We start from the raw sequence: 17246 nt of genomic DNA, 5'->3' as shown, positions 1-17246 counted from the left end.
CCGCGCCGGGTCCGCCGGTCCGCCTGCCGGGCCGCGGCGCCGGGCCGTAGGCTCGGGGCATGGGGGAGCAACAGGACGGTTGGCGGGACGCCTGGGCGGACGGCCGTCCCGCCGTGCACATCGGCAACGTGGCGGACTTCAACGCCCAGTTCCTCGCACCCGGCCTGGACGCCGGCCAGGCCGAGCGACGCCGGCGGCAAGGCCACCACTACGCGTCGATGGCCGTCTGCTACAGCCCCGAGCCGGCCGTGATCCTGCTGCCGCACCAGGTCGAGGACGCCTGGATCGACCTGCTGGCCGTGGAGTTGGCGTGGGGGCGGGTCGAGCTCCACAGCGGGCTGGCCACCAGCGCCGACACCGGCCTCGGCATGGCCGACGCGCTCCGGGCCCGACCCGCGCTGCTGGCCCGGATCGGCTCCGCCGGGCTTCCCGTCCTGCCCTGGGGTCTGACGGCCGGTCTGCTCGACCTGTTCGACCCGGCCGGCCCCGCACCTGCCCCGGCCGCCTCCGTCGGCTCGGCGGCGGCCCTGGCGGTCACCCGGCGCTACGAGTCCAAGGCGGCCTCGCACGAGCTGTTCACGGCGATCGCGCCAGGCCACCCCGGGATCTTCGTCCCGCGCCAGGAGCGCCCGGACGGCCCGCGCCGGGCGGCCCGCCGGATCGCCGCCCGGGCGGCGCGCGGCGCGACCACGGTGCTGAAGTCCCCGCACGGCGTCGGCGGTTACGGCACCACCGTGGTGACCCCGCGCCAGGTCGCCGAGGCCGGCGGGGCCAGGGCGCTGCTGCGCCGGCTCACCGCCGAGGAGGCGCTCGCCCCCGGCGGCCTGCTGCTGGAGGAGTACGTCGAGGGCGCCGGCCGGCTGCGCGACCTCACCTTCGACGCGGTGGTCGGCCCGGACGGCGCCGTCCACCCGGTCGGCGTCGGGGTGATGGCGGTGGACGGCACCCACTACCAGGGCGTGACCGTCGGCCCGCACGTCGTGCCGCGGGGCCCGGCCCGGGCGGCCGAGGCGTTCGGACTGGCGGTGGGCCGCGCGCTCGCGGCGGAGGGCTACCGGGGCTGGTTCGACGTCGACTTCGTCATCGACCGCACCCGGCGGCTCGCCCCGACCGAGATCAACCTGCGGCTGACCGGCCCGGCGGTCGCCTTCGTCCTCAAGGCACGGCTGGACGAGGTGCGGGGCCCGGGGCACCTGGTGCGGACCCTGGACGCGCTGCCGCTGGGCGCCAGGCTCTCCCAGCAACTGCTGTTCGACCACGTCGAGGGGCTGAGGGCGCGCTGTGGCCGGCTCGGGGTGACGCTGCTGCCGCTGGTGCCGACCGCGAGCTACCAGGAGCTGCCCTCCGTCGGGCTCGCGCTCGCGGCCCGCGACACCGACGCGCTGGACGCGGCGGAGTCTCTCGTCCGGGTCGCCAACCAGGCCCTCGGCGAGCTCTTCGACACCTTGGCCGGGTAGCCGGCGCAGGGCCGGTGGCGCCGGGCGGGCGCCCTCACCCCTTCCCGTCGCGGGCCGGCCGCGCGCGCCAGGTGACGAACCGCACGAGGACCAGCGCCGCCAGCATCAGCGTCACGTTGAACGTGTAGACCAGGGCGACCTGGCGGGGCCAGTCGGTCGCCCGGCTCGTCCGGTAGAGGTTGTCCTGCGGCCACCAGGCGGCGAGCAGCCAGACCAGGGAGAGGTGGGCCGCGGTGGTGAGCGCCGGTGACCGGCCCAGCCGGCGGACCGCCGGGCGGCCGGCGAGCAGGACGACCACCCCCGCGCCGAACGACAGGCACTCGCAGATGTGGAGCAGCCGGAGCAGGCCGGCCCAGGGTGAGGGAATGCCGACCACATCGGTCGAACCGGGGAACAGGACGAAGGTCGCCAGGCTCGTGAGCAGGCCGAGGGCGACCGCGAGGCAGGACCCGGCGAGCCACTGCGCCCCGGGGGAGGGTGGCTCGCCGGTGCCGGGGCGTCCGCCGGCCTTGCCACCCGGCCTGCCGCCCTTCGCGGACCGGGGGCCGGGCAGGGTGTGGCCGGCGGCGTGGCCGTCCGGCGCCGGCAGCGGCAGGGCCCGCCGGTCGGGCTTGCCCGCCCGGGTGCGCGGCAGCGACGGCAGCAGGACGACGGCCTCCGGCAGCTGGGCGAGGGGCAACCGCTCGCGCAGATGGGTGGTGAGCGTCCAGCTGTCGGCCCCCTCGCCGGTCACGACGACGTACGCCACCAGGGACCGTCGCCCGGGGGCGGTCTCGACCTCGGCGACCACGCACTGCGCGACCCCCGGGTGGGCGCCCAGGACCGCCTCGGCCTCGGCCGCCGCCGCGGCGCGGGCCGGGCCGCCCGGGAAACCGTCGGCGCGCCCGACGAATTCGAGCAGACCGTCCGCGCGCAGCCGGCCGAGGTCCCCGGTGAGGTGGATCCGGCCGTCCGGGTCGAAGTCGGCGCTGCGGAAGCGCTGCGCGGTCGCGCCCGGGCGGCCCAGGTAGCCGGGCCCGACGCCGGACCCGCCGATCGCGATCTCGCCGGGCACCGGGCCGTGGCCGGGCGGCAGCGGCCTGCCGTCCGGCCCGAGCACGTACAGCCGGGTGCCGGGGAACGCCACGCCGATCAGCGAACGGCGGCGCGGAGCAGTGCGGTTGCCGTCCGCGTCGTCGACCCCGGTGTCGGCCCCGTCGTCGTCGGCCGGGCCGGAGGCGTCGAGGCCACCGGCGTCCGGGCCGTCCGGGTCGAGGCCACGGGCGTCGAACCAGGCACTGTCCACGCACGTCTCGGCCGTGCCGTACACATTGAGCAGCCGGACCTCCGGCCCGAGCAGTTCCTGCAGCGCCGACTGCTCGTCGAGGTACCACTTGTCGGCGCCGACCGTCAGCAGCCGAACGCCCGGCAGGCCGGGGCTCCCGGCGGCCGAACGCAGATGGGCGTACAGGCGCCGGGCGTTGTGCAGATTGAGCTCCAGGACGGTGACGCCCTCGGCGACGGCGAGCTCCACCAGCTCGGCGATCCCGGCGGTGCGGTCCAGGGTGAAGTTGCGCCGGGCCATCACCAGGGTGGCGCCGGAGCAGAGGGCGCGGACCCAGTCGCCGGTGAAGACGTCGAACTCCAGGGTGGCGCTCTGCAGGATCCGGTCGTCGGGGGAGAGCTCGTAGACCTGCTGCCAGGCCCGGCAGGCGGCGAGCAGTGAGCGGTGCTCGATCATCGCGCCCTTGGGGTCGCCGGTCGAGCCGGAGGTGAAGACCACACAGGCGAGGCCCGCGGCTGCGGTGGCCGGGAGCGGCTCGGCGGAACGGGCGGCGATCGCCCCGGCGGCGGAGTCCAGGCAGACCACCGCGCCCGCGGTGGCGTCGGCCAGCCGCACCCGGTGGCTCTCGTGGGTCACCACCACGGCGGGGGCGGCCTCGGCGAGGATCCGGCGCAGCAGCGGGTCCGGGCCGGCCGGCTCCAGGGGCAGGTACGCGCCGCCGGCCTTGAGCACCGCGAGCAGGGCAACCAGGATGTCCGGTCCGCGGCCCATCGACACGGCGGCGAGGCCGCCCGGCGCCAGTCCGGCGGCCAGCAGGTGGCGGGCCAGCCGGTTGGCCCGGGCGTCCAACTCGCCGTACGTCAACCGCTGGTCGCCGAAGCGGAGGGCCACCGCGGCGGGCGCCCTTCGGGCGTGTGCCTCGAAGAGCCGGTGGATGCCCGTCCCCTCGCCCGTTCCGGTACCTGCACCGGTGGCGCCGGCTCCCGCGGCCCCCGCCCCGGTCCTGCCCACCCCCGCCCAGCCCGTTCCGGTCCCAGCCGTCCCGGTCCCACCCGTACCGCCGCCGTCGGTCGATCCAGCGTCCACGTTCCGTCCCCCTCCGTGCTCGGCGCCGCGCACCCCGGCGCGCGACTGTCCTGATACTGCCCGCCGCGGCGGTCCCGTACCGGGCGAACGCCCAGGTCGGTCGCGCCCGGGTCGAGGGCCCACCGCCCGGGGGCCGGGCGGGCTTGCTAGTCTGCACGCGGACGACCGGCCCCGAGCCGCGCGAGGCCGCCACACCCGGGCCCGCCCGCGCGGACAGCTCTGACGCACCGTCACCATGCCGCTCCGGCAGGCCCGCCGTCGTCCGGTGTCCCGGAAGTCCGCCCGTCCAGGAGTGCATCCCCATGAGCCTGTCCGCATCCCCGCTGTCCGACGGCCCGCTGCTGCGCACCCGGGAGGTGGACGTGGTGCGCGACGGCCGGTATCTGCTGCGCGGGATCTCGCTGACCGTCGAACCCGGCGAGCACTGGGCCCTGCTGGGCGCCAACGGCGCGGGCAAGAGCACGCTGCTCGCGCTGCTCGGGGCCGTCTCGCACCCCACCAGGGGCGAGGTCGACGTGCTGGGCCGCCGGCTCGGCCGGGTGGACATCCGGGACCTGCGCGCCTACCTCGGGCACGTCAACCCGCGGCACCCGCTGCGCTCGCCGCTGACCGTCCGGGAGGTCGTCCTCACCGGCCTGGGCAACAGCATCGAGCCGGACCTGCAGAAGTCGCCGACCGCCGCCGAGCAGGCCCGGGCCGACCAGGTGATGGACACCCTCGGCATCGCCGCGATGGCGGAGGCCACCTGGCCGACCCTCTCGCAGGGCGAGCGCGGCCGGACCCTGATCGCCCGCGCGCTGATGCCGAGCCCGCGCCTGCTGCTGCTGGACGAGCCGGCCACCGGGCTGGATCTGACGGCCCGGGAGCAACTGCTCGACAGCCTGGACCTGCTGCGGCACCAGCACCCCGAACTGGCCAGCGTGCTCGTGACGCACCACCTGGAGGAGCTGCCGGAGAGCACCACGCACGCCCTGCTGCTGCGGGACGGCGAGTGCGTCGCCGCGGGCAAGGTGGACGAGGTGATCACCACGGAGCTGATCAGCGACTGCTTCGCGCACCCGATCAGGATCACCCGGCACGACGGCCGCTGGACGGCGCGCGCGGCGGCCCGCCGGGTGGGCCGAGCGCCCGGGGCGTGATGGTGGCGGCCGGCCGGCCGGGCCCGGCGGTCGGCCCGGCCGACCGGGCCGACCCGCCCGGGGTGACTCCCGTCGGGCGGTGCTCGTCTCACCGGCGTGTCCGCATGTCGGAGAGGTGGGGGCTGGTGTGGACGGACAAATCGATATTCCCTAAGGTATGCCTCAGCTAAGTCGAGGGGGCGCCGGTGTCGCCGGTTCCGTCTCCTCGGACTTGCCCTGCCCTCTTCGCCCTGCCTGCCTGTGGAGCACTCATGTCCGCCCGTCGTTCGACCGCAGCATCGCTGCTCACCCTCGCCGTCGCGGCGGCCGTGCTGACCGGCTGTTCGCAGAAGAAGGACGACAAGTCCTCCGCCGACGCCGTGCAGGTGACCGCCTCCGACAGCGCGTGCGAGGTGTCGCGGACGACCTTCCCGGCCGGGCACGTCAGCATCGAGGTCCAGAACAAGGGCTCGAAGTCCACCGAGGTCTACGTCTACGCCGCGGGTGACAAGATCGTCACCGAGCGGGAGAACATCGGCCCGGGCACCAAGGCGACCATCGCCGCCGAGATCAAGGCCGGCGAGTACGAGGTCGCCTGCAAGCCGGGCATGGTCGGCGACGGCATCCGGCAGAAGATCACCGTGACGGGCGACGCCGCCGCCGCGGCCGGCGCGACCGACCCCCGGCTGACCGCCGCCGTCGACTCCTACCGCAAGTACGCGCAGGAGCAGGCCGACGCGACGATCCCGGTGGTGCAGCAGTTCGCGGACGCCGTCAAGGCCGGCGACCTGGAGAAGGCGAAGTCCCTGTTCGCCGCCTCCCGCGTCGGCTGGGAGCGCACCGAGCCGGTGGCCGAGAGCTTCGGCGACATCGACCCGAAGACCGACACCCGTGAGGACGGCCTGGAGGCCGGCCAGGAGTGGACCGGCTGGCACAAGCTGGAGAAGTCGCTCTGGGCGGACGGTGCGATCAGCGACGCCGACAGGAAGCTCGCCGACCAGCTGGTGACGGACCTGAAGGACTGGCAGACGAAGGTCCCCACCGCCGAGATCACCGCGACCAGCATGGCCAACGGCGCCAAGGAGCTGCTGGACGAGGTCGCCACCGGCAAGGTCACCGGTGAGGAGGACCGCTACAGCCACACCGACCTGTCCGACTTCGCGGCCAACGTCGAGGGCGCCAAGTACGCCTACGAGCTGCTGAAGCCCGTCGCGGCCGAGAAGGACGCCGAGCTCGCCAAGACCCTGGACGGCGAGTTCGCCGCCCTCCAGGCCCTGCTGGCGAAGTACAAGCAGGCCGACGCCACCTACACCTCGTACGACAAGGTCACCGAGGCCGAGCGCAAGGCCTTCTCGGACGCCGTCAACGCGCTGGCCGAGCCGCTCTCCAAGCTCGCCGCCGCGGTCGTCGTCAAGTAGTCCGCGCACCCCCAGCCTCCGGGGCGGCCGGACCTCCGGCCGCCCCGACCCGATCACCCCCCACCACACCGCCGTGGCGGCCCCAGCGGCCGCCACGGCATCCGTGAGTCAGCACAGAGAAGGGCCGCCCGTCATGGACGCCGAGAGCGCGCAGCCGTCGGAGCAGTCGACCGGACAGCAGCAGAGCGGACAGGGGCCCGCCGGCGCGGCCCGGGGCGACGGGGCCGGGTCCGCCCCGCTCAGCCGTCGTGCGGTGATCGGTTGGGCGGGTGCGGGGGTGGCTCTGGGTGCGGCTGCGGTGGGTTCGGTGGCGGTGGCGACCGGGTCGGGTGGTGCGGTGCCGGCGGCCGCGGCGGCGGGCGGGGAGGTTCCGTTCTTCGGGGAGCATCAGTCGGGGATCGCGACGCCGGTGCAGGACCGGTTGCATTTCGCGGCGTTCGACGTGTCGGCGACGGCGACGCGTGAGTCGTTGGTGCGGGTGTTGAAGGAGTGGACGAAGGCGGCGGCGGCGATGACCGGTGGCCGTGAGGTGGGCAGCGGTGCGGCGAGTGGTCTGCCGCAGGCGCCGCCGGACGACACGGGTGAGGCGTTGGGTCTGCCGGCGTCGCGGTTGACGTTGACGGTCGGGTTCGGGCCGTCGTTGTTCGAGAAGGACGGGGTGGACCGGTTCGGTCTGCGGGCGCGGCGTCCGGAGGCGTTGATCGACCTGCCGAAGTTCCGGGGTGACGCTCTGGATCCGGCGCGCAGTGGTGGTGATGTGTGTGTGCAGGCGTGTGCGGACGATCCGCAGGTGGCGGTGCACGCGATCCGTAACCTGGCGCGGATCGGGATGGGTGTGGTGAACGTCCGGTGGTCGCAGCTGGGGTTCGGGAAGACGTCCTCGACGACGCCGGAGGCGCAGACGCCGCGGAACCTGATGGGTTTCAAGGACGGGACGCACAACATCGCGGGGTCGGACGCGGCGGCGTTGGCGGAGCACGTGTGGGTGGGGCCGGGTGAGGGTCCGGAGTGGATGACGGGTGGGTCGTACCTGGTGGCGCGGCGGATCCGGATGCACATCGAGACCTGGGACCGGACTCCGTTGAAGGAGCAGGAGGACATCTTCGGGCGGAGCAAGGGGGAGGGTGCGCCGTTCGGGAAGGTGAAGGAGAGGGACGCGCCGGATCTGAAGGCGATGCCGGAGGATTCGCACGTGCGGTTGGCGCATCCGGACAGCAACGACGGGTTGATGATCCTGCGTCGGGGGTTCTCGTTCACGGACGGGACGGACGGTCTGGGGCGGTTGGAGGCGGGTCTGTTCTTCCTGGCGTACCAGCGTGACACCCGGAAGGCGTTCGTGCCGTTGCAGCAGCGGTTGGCGGGCGGTGACGCGTTGAACGAGTACATCCAGCACGTCGGTTCGGCGCACTTCGCCTGTCCGGCGGGCGTCCGCAAGCCCGGTGAGTGGTGGGGTCAGGCCCTGTTCGGCTGAGACCTCCGCGATCCGTACGTAACCCTTCAACCCCTCGGGAGCCCGCGTGTTCGGCAACTACCTGATCGGCCTGCGCGAAGGCCTCGAAGCCAGCCTGGTCGTCTGCATCCTGATCGCCTACCTGGTGAAGACCGGCCGCCGGGAGAAGCTCGCGCCGGTGTGGACCGGCATCGGCGCCGCCGTGGGGCTGAGCATGGCCTTCGGCGCCGTCCTGCAGTTCGGCTCGACCCAGCTGACCTTCGAGGCCCAGGAGGCGCTCGGCGGGAGCCTGTCGGTGATCGCCGTGGGGCTGGTCACCTGGATGGTGTTCTGGATGCGGCGTACCGCCCGGCACCTCAAGGCCGAGTTGCACGGCAAGTTGGACGCGGCGATCGCGATGGGCACCTTCGCGCTGGTCAGCACCGCGTTCCTGGCGGTGGGCCGGGAGGGGCTGGAGACGGCGCTGTTCATCTGGTCGGCGGTGCAGGCCACGAACGACGGGTGGAACCCGCTGGTCGGCGCGGCGCTGGGGCTGCTGACCTCGGTGGTGCTCGGCTGGCTGTTCTACCGGGGCGCGCTGCGGATCAACCTGGCGAAGTTCTTCACCTGGACGGGTGCCATGCTGGTGGTCGTGGCGGCCGGTGTGCTCGCCTACGGGGTGCACGACCTCCAGGAGGCCGGCTGGATCCCGGGCCTGCACAACCAGGCCTTCGACATCAGCGCCACCGTCCCCAAGGACAGCTGGTACGGGACCCTGCTCAAGGGCGTGTTCAACTTCCAGCCCGACCCGACGGTCCTGCAGCTCGCCGTCTGGGCGGCCTACCTGGTCCCGACCCTGGCGATCTTCCTCGGCCTCTTCGGCAGCCGCCCGGCCGCACCACCCGCACCCGCGGCCGGGAACTCCGGCGCCACGGGGTCCACCGCCTGACCCGGCTCCCCGCCCGCACCACCTCGCGCCCCGCCCGGCCAACGCCCGGCGGGGCGCGGCGCGTTCACCGCCGGTAGCCCGCCATCAGGACCAGGAACACCACGAAGGCCGCCAGGCCCAGCAGCCACGGCAGCCCGCTGTACTCCTTGTGGAAGCCGCCCGCGCCGTGCTCCGTCGTCAGGTGCTCCCGGGCCCGGTCGTGCGCGAAGGCCCGCACCCGGCGCCGGTGGCCGCAGGTGTCGCACACCACATGGCGCACCTGTCCCGGCCCGGTCGTCACCCGCATCACGTGCCGGTGGCCGTCCTCGTCCTCGCCGGCCACCCTGCTGGTCTCCACCGACCCCACCGCCCTTCCCCGTGCCGGCATCCTCGCACGGGTCGGCCGGAGGCCCGCCCCGGACCGGTCCGGGGCGGGCCTCCGGCGGAGGCATTTGTTGACCAGCGGTCAAAAATTAACCTCCAAGGTCTACCCGCGTAAACCCCCTGGGCGCCAAGCTGGTTGTCCACCCGGGCGGACTCCGCCCCGGGCGCCTCCGCCTGCCCTCACCCTGGGAGACCAGCATGCCCGAGATACGCTCGTTCCGCCGTGCCCTCACCGCCCTCGCCGGCGCCCTGCTGCTCGCCGTCACCACCCTGCTGGCCGGCGCCGGCAGCGCCCAGGCCGCCCTTCCCACCCCGGTCTCCGGCGCCACCGCCCGCAGCTACCTCGCCTCGCTCACCGTCGCCGCCGAGGCCCACGCCGACACCTACGACCGGGCGCTGTTCCCGCACTGGATCACCATCTCCGGCACCTGCAACACCCGTGAGACCGTCCTCAAGCGGGACGGCAGCAACGTGGTCACCGACTCCGCCTGTGCCTCCGTCAGCGGCAACTGGACCTCCGCCTACGACAACGTGACCACCACCAGCGCGTCCAGCTTCGACATCGACCACCTGGTGCCGCTGGCCGAGGCCTGGCGCTCGGGCGCCTGGGCCTGGAGCACCGCCCAGCGCCAGGCCCTCGCCAACGACCTGACCCGCCCCCAGCTGATCGCCGTCTCGGCCTCCTCCAACCGCAGCAAGGGCGACCAGGACCCGGCGCACTGGCTGCCGCAGACCTCCTACCGCTGCGTCTACTCCCGCGCCTGGGTCCAGGTGAAGTACTACTACGGCCTGACCGTCGACAGCGCCGAGAAGACCGCCCTCACCTCGCTGCTGAGCGGCTGCGCCTGAGCCCGGACGGCTGATCCGGGACATCTGAGCTCGTACGGCTGAGCCGGGGCCGCAGTTGGTCCCGGGTTCCCCGTTCGCCGTTCGGGCCGTGGGCCCCGGGGTGCGTGGCCGCCCGTCCTCGTGACGGGCGGCCGCACCCAGGGGCCTTTCGCGTGCCTGACGCGCCGGCGCTCGCGGCCCGGCCGGGCCGGCGGGCCCAGCTGCCTCCAGTGCGCCAAGTGGTCCGAGCGGCCGGGCAACTGACACCTTGCCGGACCACGGTCAGCCGGTGCCGGATACCGTGTCCCCGTGCGTGCGGATCACCGCGCGGGAGCGGTGGGGCCCAGGAGGTTCCTGGCGGCGGGCCCGGCGCGGGCCGGGGAGGCCCGGGACGCGCCGGGGACGAGAGGGAGAGAACGGCATGAGCGGTGGGGGGACCGTGCTCGGGGGGCGCTACCGGCTGGTCGAGCGGATCGGCGGCGGGGGCATGGGCTCGGTCTGGCGGGCCGAGGACGAGGTGCTCGGGCGTCAGGTCGCGGTGAAGGTGCTGCACCGGGCACTGTTCGAGGAGGGCACGTTCGCGGCCCGCTTCAAGCGCGAGGCGCAGCTGCTCGCGGCGCTGCGGCACCCGGGGATCGTCGACGTCCACGACTACGGCGAGGGCGAGGAGGAGTCGGGCGAGCGCGCGGCCTTCATCGTGATGGAGCTGGTCGAGGGGCGGCCGCTGAACGAAGTGCTGGCCGACGGTGGGCCGATGAGGGCGGAGCGGGCGCTGGGGCTGCTCGCCACCGCGCTGGACGCGCTGGAGGCCGCGCACCGGCGGGGCATCGTGCACCGCGACCTCAAGCCGTCGAACCTGATGCTGCGGGGCGACGACCGGCTGACGGTGACGGACTTCGGCATCGCCCGGGCGGTGGCGAGCAGCCGGATCACGGCCTCGCACACGGTGCTGGGGACTGCGCTGTACATGGCGCCGGAACAGGCGGAGGGCGCGGCGACGACGCCGGCCTCGGACCTGTACTCGATCGGTGTGGTCTGCTACGAACTGCTCACCGGCGAACCGCCGTTCCTGGGCGAGAGCGTGCTGGAGGTGGCGCTGAAGCACATCAGGGACCCGGCGCCCGAGCTGCCGTCCGGCATCCCGCCGGCGGTGCGGGAGTTGGTGGCCAAGGCCCTGGCCAAGCGCCCGGAGGACCGTTTCGCGGACGCCGCGGCGATGGCGGCCGCGGCCCGCGCCGCGCTCGCCGACGGTGCGGCGGCCTCCGCGCCGACGGTCCGGGTGCCCCCCCGCGCCGGCGCCCGCGCTCCCGGTGGCCGGGGACGGACCGGCGGCGGACGAGGCGCCGGCGGCGAAGGACGCGCCCGCGGCCGGGGCGAGGGACGAGGCCGCGCCGGGCAGGGCCACGCCCGCTCCCGGGACACCGAAGGACGCTCCGGGCGCGGACGCTCCGGGGAAGGACGGGCCGGGCGAGGAAGCTCCGGGCAAGGACGGGCAGGGCGAGACGGGGGCGCGGGCCGTCAGCGAGCGGTCCGGACGCCGGTCGCGGCGCCGGCTGCTGGTGCCCTTCGTCGTCCCGGTGATCATCACGGCCGGTACGGGGACCGTCCTGCTGATCGACCGGCCCTCCTACCGGGCCGACGCGAACGCGCCGGGCCCGCAGCAGTCCGCCCCGGCGTCCGGCGCCCCGGCCGGGCCCGCCGGCACCGGCACCGCGTCCCCGGGGGCACCCGCACCCACGCCCACGGACCCCGCGGCGCAGGCCACCGCCGTCCCGTCCGCCGCCGTAGCCGGCACGGCCGTGCCGGGCAGCGGCCCGGGCGCCCCGGGGAGTCCGCAGCCGAACGCCGCCGGGGGCGGGGGCACAACCGGCGGCGCTGCGGCGGCCGGTGGTACGGGCGGGCAGGGCACCACCCCGCGCGGCGGGGCGTCCACGCCGGCGGCAGGCGCGCCGGCGCCGCCGGCTCCCGTCACCCAGCCCGCGCCGGCTCCCACCACCGCGGGGCCGGCGCCCGCCGTGCCGCAGGGCTGCGGCGGTACGAACTGGGGCGCCATCGTCAACGTGGGCGACAACCTCAAGATCGGCCTGGCCAAGGACGGACCGGCTGGCGGCACCCCCGCCGTGATGGGCGGGTACACCGCGTACGGCTGGGTGCACTCCGTGCCGAGCAGCTGGCACCACTTCAACCCGTGCAACATGAACGCCCCGGAGTTCGTCCAGACCACGGACGGGAGGGCGGCACTCTCCGACGGGTTCAGCTTCCTGGCCAACTGGAAGGTGGACCCGGCCACCACGAGCGGCGCCGTGCTGCTGAAGGACTACATGGGTTCCAAGTGCCTGACCGACAACGGTGCGGGGAACCAGCTGACGATGGCCACCTGCACCCCCGGGAACAAGGCGCAGGAGTGGCGGATCCCGTAGAGCCCGGGTGCAATCACGCCGGTGGGCCCGGTTTCCTGCCGGGCGTGGCGGGGAGCCGGGCCCACCGGGCTCACTCCACGGACACGCCCCAGCGGGCCGCCAGGCCCGCGAGCCCGCCTGGTACCGGGTCCGGCCCGGCCTCGAAGCGCCAGCCCCCGGTGGCGGTGCGGCGGATCGCCCCCACCGTCATCGCGGTGTCGGCGATCCCCGCCGTGCCGCCCGCCCAGCGCTCGGGGCCGTCGGCCGCCGACCCCAGGGCGGCCTGCACCGCCAGCCCATGGACGTAGCCGAGCGGGAGCGCGGGCGGCGTCTCCTCCTCGGTCGAGACGGCGATCACCACCTCCTCCACGCCGGGCGCGAGCCGGGCCAGGTCGATGCTGAGCGCCGCGCCCCGGGCCGGCTGGCCCGCCACCGAGTGCGTGGGGTGCAGGGACACCGCGCCGTCCGGGTCCTGCGGGTTGTTGAAGAAGACGAAGTGCTCGTCGCTGAGCACCCGGCCGGAGGCGCAGAGGAACGCCGACACGTCCAGCTCGACCGGGTCCCCGCCGACCGTCCGGCTCTGCCAGCTGATCTCCAGCCGGACGGCGCCGCCCGGCTCCTCCGCCGTGGCGCCGCCGGATCCCGCCGCCGCTGCCCCGGCGGCCGCCGGACCGCTGCCCGGCCGGCCCTGCGGCGCCGGGCCGAGCCGCCCGCGCAGTCCCTGCTCGGCCAGCAGCTCCACCAGTTCGGGGCCGGTGACCAGGCTGAGCGGCTTGTTGCGGATGTAGTCGTACGAGCCCGGCCCGAAGCCCGCCGTGGTCACCAGGATGCCCTTGATCGCGCCGTGGTGGCGGACGGTGCTGTCCAAGTCCCGTACGGCGGTGGGCGAGACCGTCGAGCGGTAGCGCTTGGCCTGGATGACGATCCGGCCGCCGGTCACCGGGTCGAGGTCCTCGGCCACCACGTCGACGCCTGCGTCACCGCTGCGGGCGGTGGTCATCACCCGGTACCCGCGGGCCCGGAACAGCTCGGCGATCAGCTCCTCGAACTCGATCGGGTCCATCTCGAAGAGGTCCGGCTCGTCCTCGCCGCCTTGCCCGGCCAGGCTGCCGCCGACGGTCTGCGGGAGCCGGTCCGGCTTCACCTCGTCCAGCCGCTCCGGCCGGGCCGAGAGCCGGCCGCCCAGGCCCAGCAGGCATTCCACCGCCGCGACCCGGTCCAGCGAGAGCGCCGAGAACTCCGCCCGCGACACCGTCGCCGTCAGCAGGAACCGCTCGGCCTCCCGCCCGGTCGCCGGGTCGATGCCGCGGACGAAGCCGTTCAGCACCACCGAGCCGAGCAGCCCGTCGGCGTCCGCCCGGAACAGCTCGGTGACCACCCGCAGCCCGCTCTGCGCCAGCACCTCCCGGTACAGCGCCTTGCGTTCGGTGGCCGGCCGGGCCACCTCGGCCTCCCGGTCGTCCGACTTCACGTACCGCACCCGGGCGGCGCCCGGCACCACCTCGGCGCCCGGCAGCTCCCAGTTCACCACCAGCTCGCGGCTGGAGGCCTCCCAGGCCGCCACCAGGTTGTGCGGGAAACCCTCCGGCCAGCGCGCCGAGGCGTACAGCACGGCCGTGAAGTACTCCTGCACGGCCTCCGCCTCCCCGCCGCGCAGCCGCTCCAGCAACTCGCGGGTACGGGAGCCGCGTTCCTCGTCCTGGCGGCGGTGGTCGGCGACCCACGCCAGGTACTGCTGGTGGTACTCGCCGAGCCGGCGCTGCCGGTCGGCCTCCGCCGCCTGGGCCCGGTACCAGTCCTGCTCGAAGCGGGCACGGGCCTGGGCGAGGTACTCCTCGTACTGCCGGCGGATCGCCGGGTTCCGGGACTGCACGGCGTCCGGCGGCTGCACGTGGTACTGCGCCTGGTCGGGCATCGGCACCGGCACCCCCAGCCGGCCCGGCTCGAACGGTGGCACCTGGCCCGGCGTCAGCAGCGCCGCCGGACGGAACGCCGGCTGCGCCAGACCCGTCCGCAGCACCTCGCGCAACTCCGTCACCCGGGAGTCCAGTTCGGCCGTCCGCCGGGCCGCCTCGGCCTCCCGGGACTGTTGGTACGCCCGCAGCGCCTCCCGCTCCCCGCGCGCCGCGGAGCGCTGCGACTCCCGCGCCTCACGCTCCTGCCGGCGCTGCTCGGCGGCCTGCGCCCGCCACTGGGCCTCCTCGCGGCGCTGCTGCTGCCGCTGCGCCTCCGCCCAGACCGCCAGCACTCCGTTGTTCCGCCGCCCCGCCACGTCCACCCCTTCGGTCCACGGCCGCCTGCGCCGCGTCCGGCCGCCCGGCCGCGGTTCGACCGCGCGGCAACAATAGAACGTGGACGGGTGGATCACCCAAGCGGCGGTCGGCAGCGGCCCGGAGCGCGGTGCCCGGGTGGCCGCGACGACGGCGTGGGCGGGCTCCGGGAGGGGGCGTGCGGACGGGCCCGGCGGCGGTCGCGCCCGCCGGACCCGTCGTGCGGCGACCGGGCCGCCCGCGCCCTGGCGCCCTGTCAGGGGAGCTTGCTCGCCAGCACGGCGACCTTCCGGATGTCCGGGGGCGAGGCGAGATGGGTGCCGGCGACGGACATCAGGGCCTCGGCGATCCGCCCCCGCAGGTGGGCGTCACGGCCCTGGTCGTCGGCGAAGGTGTCGAAGATCCCGAAGGTGGTGTCGTTCTCGCGGAACGCGAACCAGGTGACCGTCCCGGTCTCCTGCCGGGCCAGCTCCAGGGCGTCCCGCAGCATCGCCGCCACCGCGTCGGCGTACTCGGGCCGGGCTTCGATCCTGGCGAGCAGTGCGACCTCACTCATCGGGCTCTCTCCTTCATCTCGTCGCGGGGCCGCCCCTGCACCCGCCGGCTCCCGCCGCTCCGCGTCGCCGCTGCGGGGACGCCGCCGGGGCGTCGAAGGGGACGTCGATGGGGCGGTGAACGCCACCAGCGCACCACGGGCCCGGTGCCGGGCCGCCCCGGACATGCCGCCCGCGGGCGGCAACCACCGGAACGGCCCCGCCCCGGCGCGTGGCCGGGGGCCCGGGCGGCCCAGGACGGACGGTCTAGCTGTACTGACCACGGAGGTTGGTGACACGACTCACGGCGTGGTGATCTTGAAATGAGTGAGGGCCTTCTGGCTCGGTGTGGATTGCGACATCTGCACCAGCGCCAGAAAGGCCCTCATGCCACACCGTAACGCACCGCTGACCGAGACCGGACGCCTGCGCCTGGCCCGCTGCGTGGTCGAGGACGGATGGCCGCTTCGGCGGGCCGCCGAGCGCTTCCAGGTCTCGCCGACCACGGCCAAACGCTGGGCCGACCGCTACCGCGCCCACGGCGAGGCCGGCATGAGCGACCGCTCCAGCCGCCCGCACCACAGCCCGCACCGGACCCCGACCCGCACCGAGCGGCGGATCATCAAGATCCGCGTCCTGCGACGCTGGGGACCGGCCCGCATCGCCTACCTCCTGCACCTCAACCCGGCCACCGTGCACCGCGTCCTGACCCGCTACCGGCTCGCCCACCTGGCCCACCTCGATCGCGCCACCGGCCGGCCTGTGCGCCGCTACGAGCGTTGCACTCCAGGTGAGTTGGTCCACGTCGACATCAAGAAGCTCGGCAACATCCCCGACGGCGGCGGCCACCGGGTGCTGGGCCGCCCCGCCGGGAAGAAGAACAGCTCCGGCGCTGGCTACAGCTACCTGCACAACGCCGTCGACGACCATTCCCGCCTGGCCTACAGCGAGATCCTGCCCGATGAGCGCAAGGAGACCGCCACCGCCTTCTGGACCCGCGCCCAGGACTTCTTCGCCCAGGCCGGGATCACCGTCCAGCGCGTGATGACCGACAACGGTTCCTGCTACAAGTCCCACCTCTGGCGCGAACTCCTGGTCTCGGCCGGGATCGCCCACAAGCGAACCCGGCCCTACCGGCCCCAGACCAACGGCAAGGTCGAACGCTTCAACCGCACCCTGCTCGACGAATGGGCCTACGCACAGCCCTACCGCACCGAACAGGAACGACGCGACGCCTACCCCGCCTGGCTCCACACCTACAATCACCACCGCGGACACACCGCACTCGCAGGCAAACCACCCGCCAGCCGCGTCCCCAACCTCACGGGTCAGGACATCTAGCCGTTGCTGCCCGGAACGCCCTGGAAGGGCTGGACCGAGAGCTTCCCGCAGATGTTGAGGGTGTTGTTGTCGACGCCGCCGGTCACCTTGACCTGCTTGGCCTGCGTCTCGTCCGGCAGGATCACCTGGACCTTGGCGGCGGTCACCGCGCAGACCCGGCGCCCGGACGGCGAGCCCTCCGGGTTGACGTTGCTGTACTGCAGGTTGGCGTTGGCGAGCTGCTTCGGCTTGAGCGTCACCGCGGCCACCGGGAACCCGGTGTTGCGTTCGGCGGTCAGCGGCGCGGCGCCACGTCCGGCGTCGTCGGTGACCTGGATCCCGGGGAAGCCGGTCAGCGTGCAGGTGCGGGCCGAGACGTTGACCACGTGCAGCGACGCGTAGGCGGGCTGCTTCCCGTCCGCGACCAGGTCCGGGCCGAGGACACTGAGCTCCAGGTCGGCGGCGGTGCACCGGGCGCCGGCCGGGGCCGCCGACCCGGACGTCCTGGGGGCCGCCGACGCGTCACCCGCCGGCTTGCCCGCCGCGCTCCCGGCCGGCGCCGAGGGGGCCGCCGCGCCGCCGGCCGTCGGTGCCGGCGCACCGGCGGCCGGCGCCGCGGCCGGGCTCTTCTCCCCGCTGTCGCAGGCGGTCAGGGCGAGTCCGGCGGCGAGTACGGCGGCGACGGTGAACGGAACCCGGCGGACGTGCATGAGTTCTCCTCCCGGAGAAGAGTGCAGGGCTTCGGCGCGCCCCGAACGATGATGTCGGTGCGGAGGACACGTGATCACCGGCAGTCGGTTGCGGGCGCCGGC

13 protein-coding genes and 1 pseudogene are annotated in these 17246 nt (G+C 74.7%); 9 read left to right on the top strand and 5 right to left on the bottom strand.

The window, feature by feature from the left end; translation table 11 throughout:
* Positions 1-59 precede the first annotated feature (59 nt).
* Positions 60-1457: an ATP-grasp domain-containing protein gene (locus J2S46_RS04930; protein WP_191294218.1), complete on the top strand. Its 1398-nt coding sequence runs from the start codon at positions 60-62 to the stop codon at positions 1455-1457.
* 34 nt (positions 1458-1491) lie between these two features.
* On the opposite strand, the gene J2S46_RS04925 is transcribed toward J2S46_RS04930, so the two are convergent.
* A complete protein-coding gene (locus J2S46_RS04925) occupies positions 1492-4044 on the bottom strand; it encodes an amino acid adenylation domain-containing protein (RefSeq protein ID WP_307348817.1) in 2553 nt (850 codons plus the stop codon).
* Between the two features lie 65 nt (positions 4045-4109).
* Between J2S46_RS04925 and J2S46_RS04920 the strand changes: the two genes are divergently transcribed.
* The 4 genes from J2S46_RS04920 (at position 4110) to efeU (ending at position 8721) form a co-directional block, all read left to right on the top strand.
* On the top strand, positions 4110-4946 hold the full coding sequence (locus J2S46_RS04920) for an ABC transporter ATP-binding protein (protein ID WP_191294216.1): 837 nt from the start codon (positions 4110-4112) through the stop codon (positions 4944-4946).
* Positions 4947-5197: 251 nt separating this feature from the next.
* Positions 5198-6343, top strand: a complete 1146-nt coding sequence (gene efeO / locus J2S46_RS04915; RefSeq protein ID WP_307348814.1) for an iron uptake system protein EfeO — start codon at positions 5198-5200, stop codon at positions 6341-6343.
* Positions 6344-6476: 133 nt separating this feature from the next.
* Positions 6477-7814 carry an iron uptake transporter deferrochelatase/peroxidase subunit gene (efeB, locus tag J2S46_RS04910; RefSeq protein ID WP_307348811.1) on the top strand — a complete coding sequence of 446 codons (1338 nt, stop codon included), beginning with the start codon at positions 6477-6479 and terminating at the stop codon, positions 7812-7814.
* 46 nt (positions 7815-7860) lie between these two features.
* Complete coding sequence (efeU, locus tag J2S46_RS04905) at positions 7861-8721, top strand: iron uptake transporter permease EfeU (protein ID WP_307348808.1); 861 nt, start codon at positions 7861-7863, stop codon at positions 8719-8721.
* A 64-nt stretch (positions 8722-8785) separates the two neighbouring features.
* Here efeU and J2S46_RS04900 read toward each other — a convergent pair whose 3' ends face one another.
* Positions 8786-9058 (bottom strand): hypothetical protein, encoded by a 273-nt coding sequence (locus J2S46_RS04900; protein ID WP_191294808.1) that lies wholly within the window; start codon positions 9056-9058, stop codon positions 8786-8788.
* A gap of 224 nt (positions 9059-9282) precedes the next feature.
* On the opposite strand from J2S46_RS04900, the gene J2S46_RS04895 reads away from it, so the two are divergent.
* From J2S46_RS04895 to J2S46_RS04880, 3 genes and pseudogenes are all read left to right on the top strand, one after another.
* Complete coding sequence (locus J2S46_RS04895; RefSeq protein ID WP_191294807.1) at positions 9283-9933, top strand: HNH endonuclease family protein; 651 nt, start codon at positions 9283-9285, stop codon at positions 9931-9933.
* A gap of 400 nt (positions 9934-10333) precedes the next feature.
* A pseudogene (locus tag J2S46_RS40785) lies at positions 10334-11056 on the top strand (serine/threonine-protein kinase); the annotation flags it as partial.
* A 166-nt stretch (positions 11057-11222) separates the two neighbouring features.
* On the top strand, positions 11223-12332 hold the full coding sequence (locus J2S46_RS04880) for a ricin-type beta-trefoil lectin domain protein (RefSeq protein WP_191294810.1): 1110 nt from the start codon (positions 11223-11225) through the stop codon (positions 12330-12332).
* A gap of 70 nt (positions 12333-12402) precedes the next feature.
* On the opposite strand, the gene J2S46_RS04875 is transcribed toward J2S46_RS04880, so the two are convergent.
* Positions 12403-14583, bottom strand: coding sequence for a restriction endonuclease (locus J2S46_RS04875; RefSeq protein WP_229913452.1), 2181 nt, complete (start codon positions 14581-14583; stop codon positions 12403-12405).
* Between the two features lie 254 nt (positions 14584-14837).
* On the bottom strand, positions 14838-15137 hold the full coding sequence (locus J2S46_RS04870; protein ID WP_191294806.1) for a putative quinol monooxygenase: 300 nt from the start codon (positions 15135-15137) through the stop codon (positions 14838-14840).
* 364 nt (positions 15138-15501) lie between these two features.
* Here J2S46_RS04870 and J2S46_RS04865 point away from each other — a divergent pair, with 364 nt between their 5' ends.
* Positions 15502-16455 carry an IS481 family transposase gene (locus J2S46_RS04865; protein WP_191294931.1) on the top strand — a complete coding sequence of 318 codons (954 nt, stop codon included), beginning with the start codon at positions 15502-15504 and terminating at the stop codon, positions 16453-16455.
* Here J2S46_RS04865 and J2S46_RS04860 read toward each other — a convergent pair.
* Positions 16452-17144, bottom strand: coding sequence for a DUF4232 domain-containing protein (locus tag J2S46_RS04860; RefSeq protein WP_191293807.1), 693 nt, complete (start codon positions 17142-17144; stop codon positions 16452-16454). The genes J2S46_RS04865 and J2S46_RS04860 overlap by 4 nt on opposite strands.
* Between the last annotated feature and the right edge of the window lie 102 nt (positions 17145-17246).

It is taken from the genome of Kitasatospora herbaricolor, assembly GCF_030813695.1.
Taxonomy (GTDB): domain Bacteria; phylum Actinomycetota; class Actinomycetes; order Streptomycetales; family Streptomycetaceae; genus Kitasatospora; species Kitasatospora herbaricolor.
This window is presented reverse-complemented; position numbering and strand designations above follow the sequence as displayed.

Bases quoted from the DNA above. Each gene is read 5' to 3' on its own strand.
- efeO (WP_307348814.1), top strand. From the start codon at position 5,198: ATGTCCGCCCGTCGTTCGACCGCAGCATCGCTGCTCACCCTCGCCGTC.
- efeB (WP_307348811.1), top strand. From the start codon at position 6,477: ATGGACGCCGAGAGCGCGCAGCCGTCGGAGCAGTCGACCGGACAGCAG.
- J2S46_RS04860 (WP_191293807.1), bottom strand. From the start codon at position 17,144: ATGCACGTCCGCCGGGTTCCGTTCACCGTCGCCGCCGTACTCGCCGCC.
- J2S46_RS04895 (WP_191294807.1), top strand. From the start codon at position 9,283: ATGCCCGAGATACGCTCGTTCCGCCGTGCCCTCACCGCCCTCGCCGGC.
- J2S46_RS04920 (WP_191294216.1), top strand. From the start codon at position 4,110: ATGAGCCTGTCCGCATCCCCGCTGTCCGACGGCCCGCTGCTGCGCACC.
- J2S46_RS04930 (WP_191294218.1), top strand. From the start codon at position 60: ATGGGGGAGCAACAGGACGGTTGGCGGGACGCCTGGGCGGACGGCCGT.
- J2S46_RS04870 (WP_191294806.1), bottom strand. From the start codon at position 15,137: ATGAGTGAGGTCGCACTGCTCGCCAGGATCGAAGCCCGGCCCGAGTAC.
- J2S46_RS04925 (WP_307348817.1), bottom strand. From the start codon at position 4,044: ATGGTGACGGTGCGTCAGAGCTGTCCGCGCGGGCGGGCCCGGGTGTGG.
- J2S46_RS04865 (WP_191294931.1), top strand. From the start codon at position 15,502: ATGCCACACCGTAACGCACCGCTGACCGAGACCGGACGCCTGCGCCTG.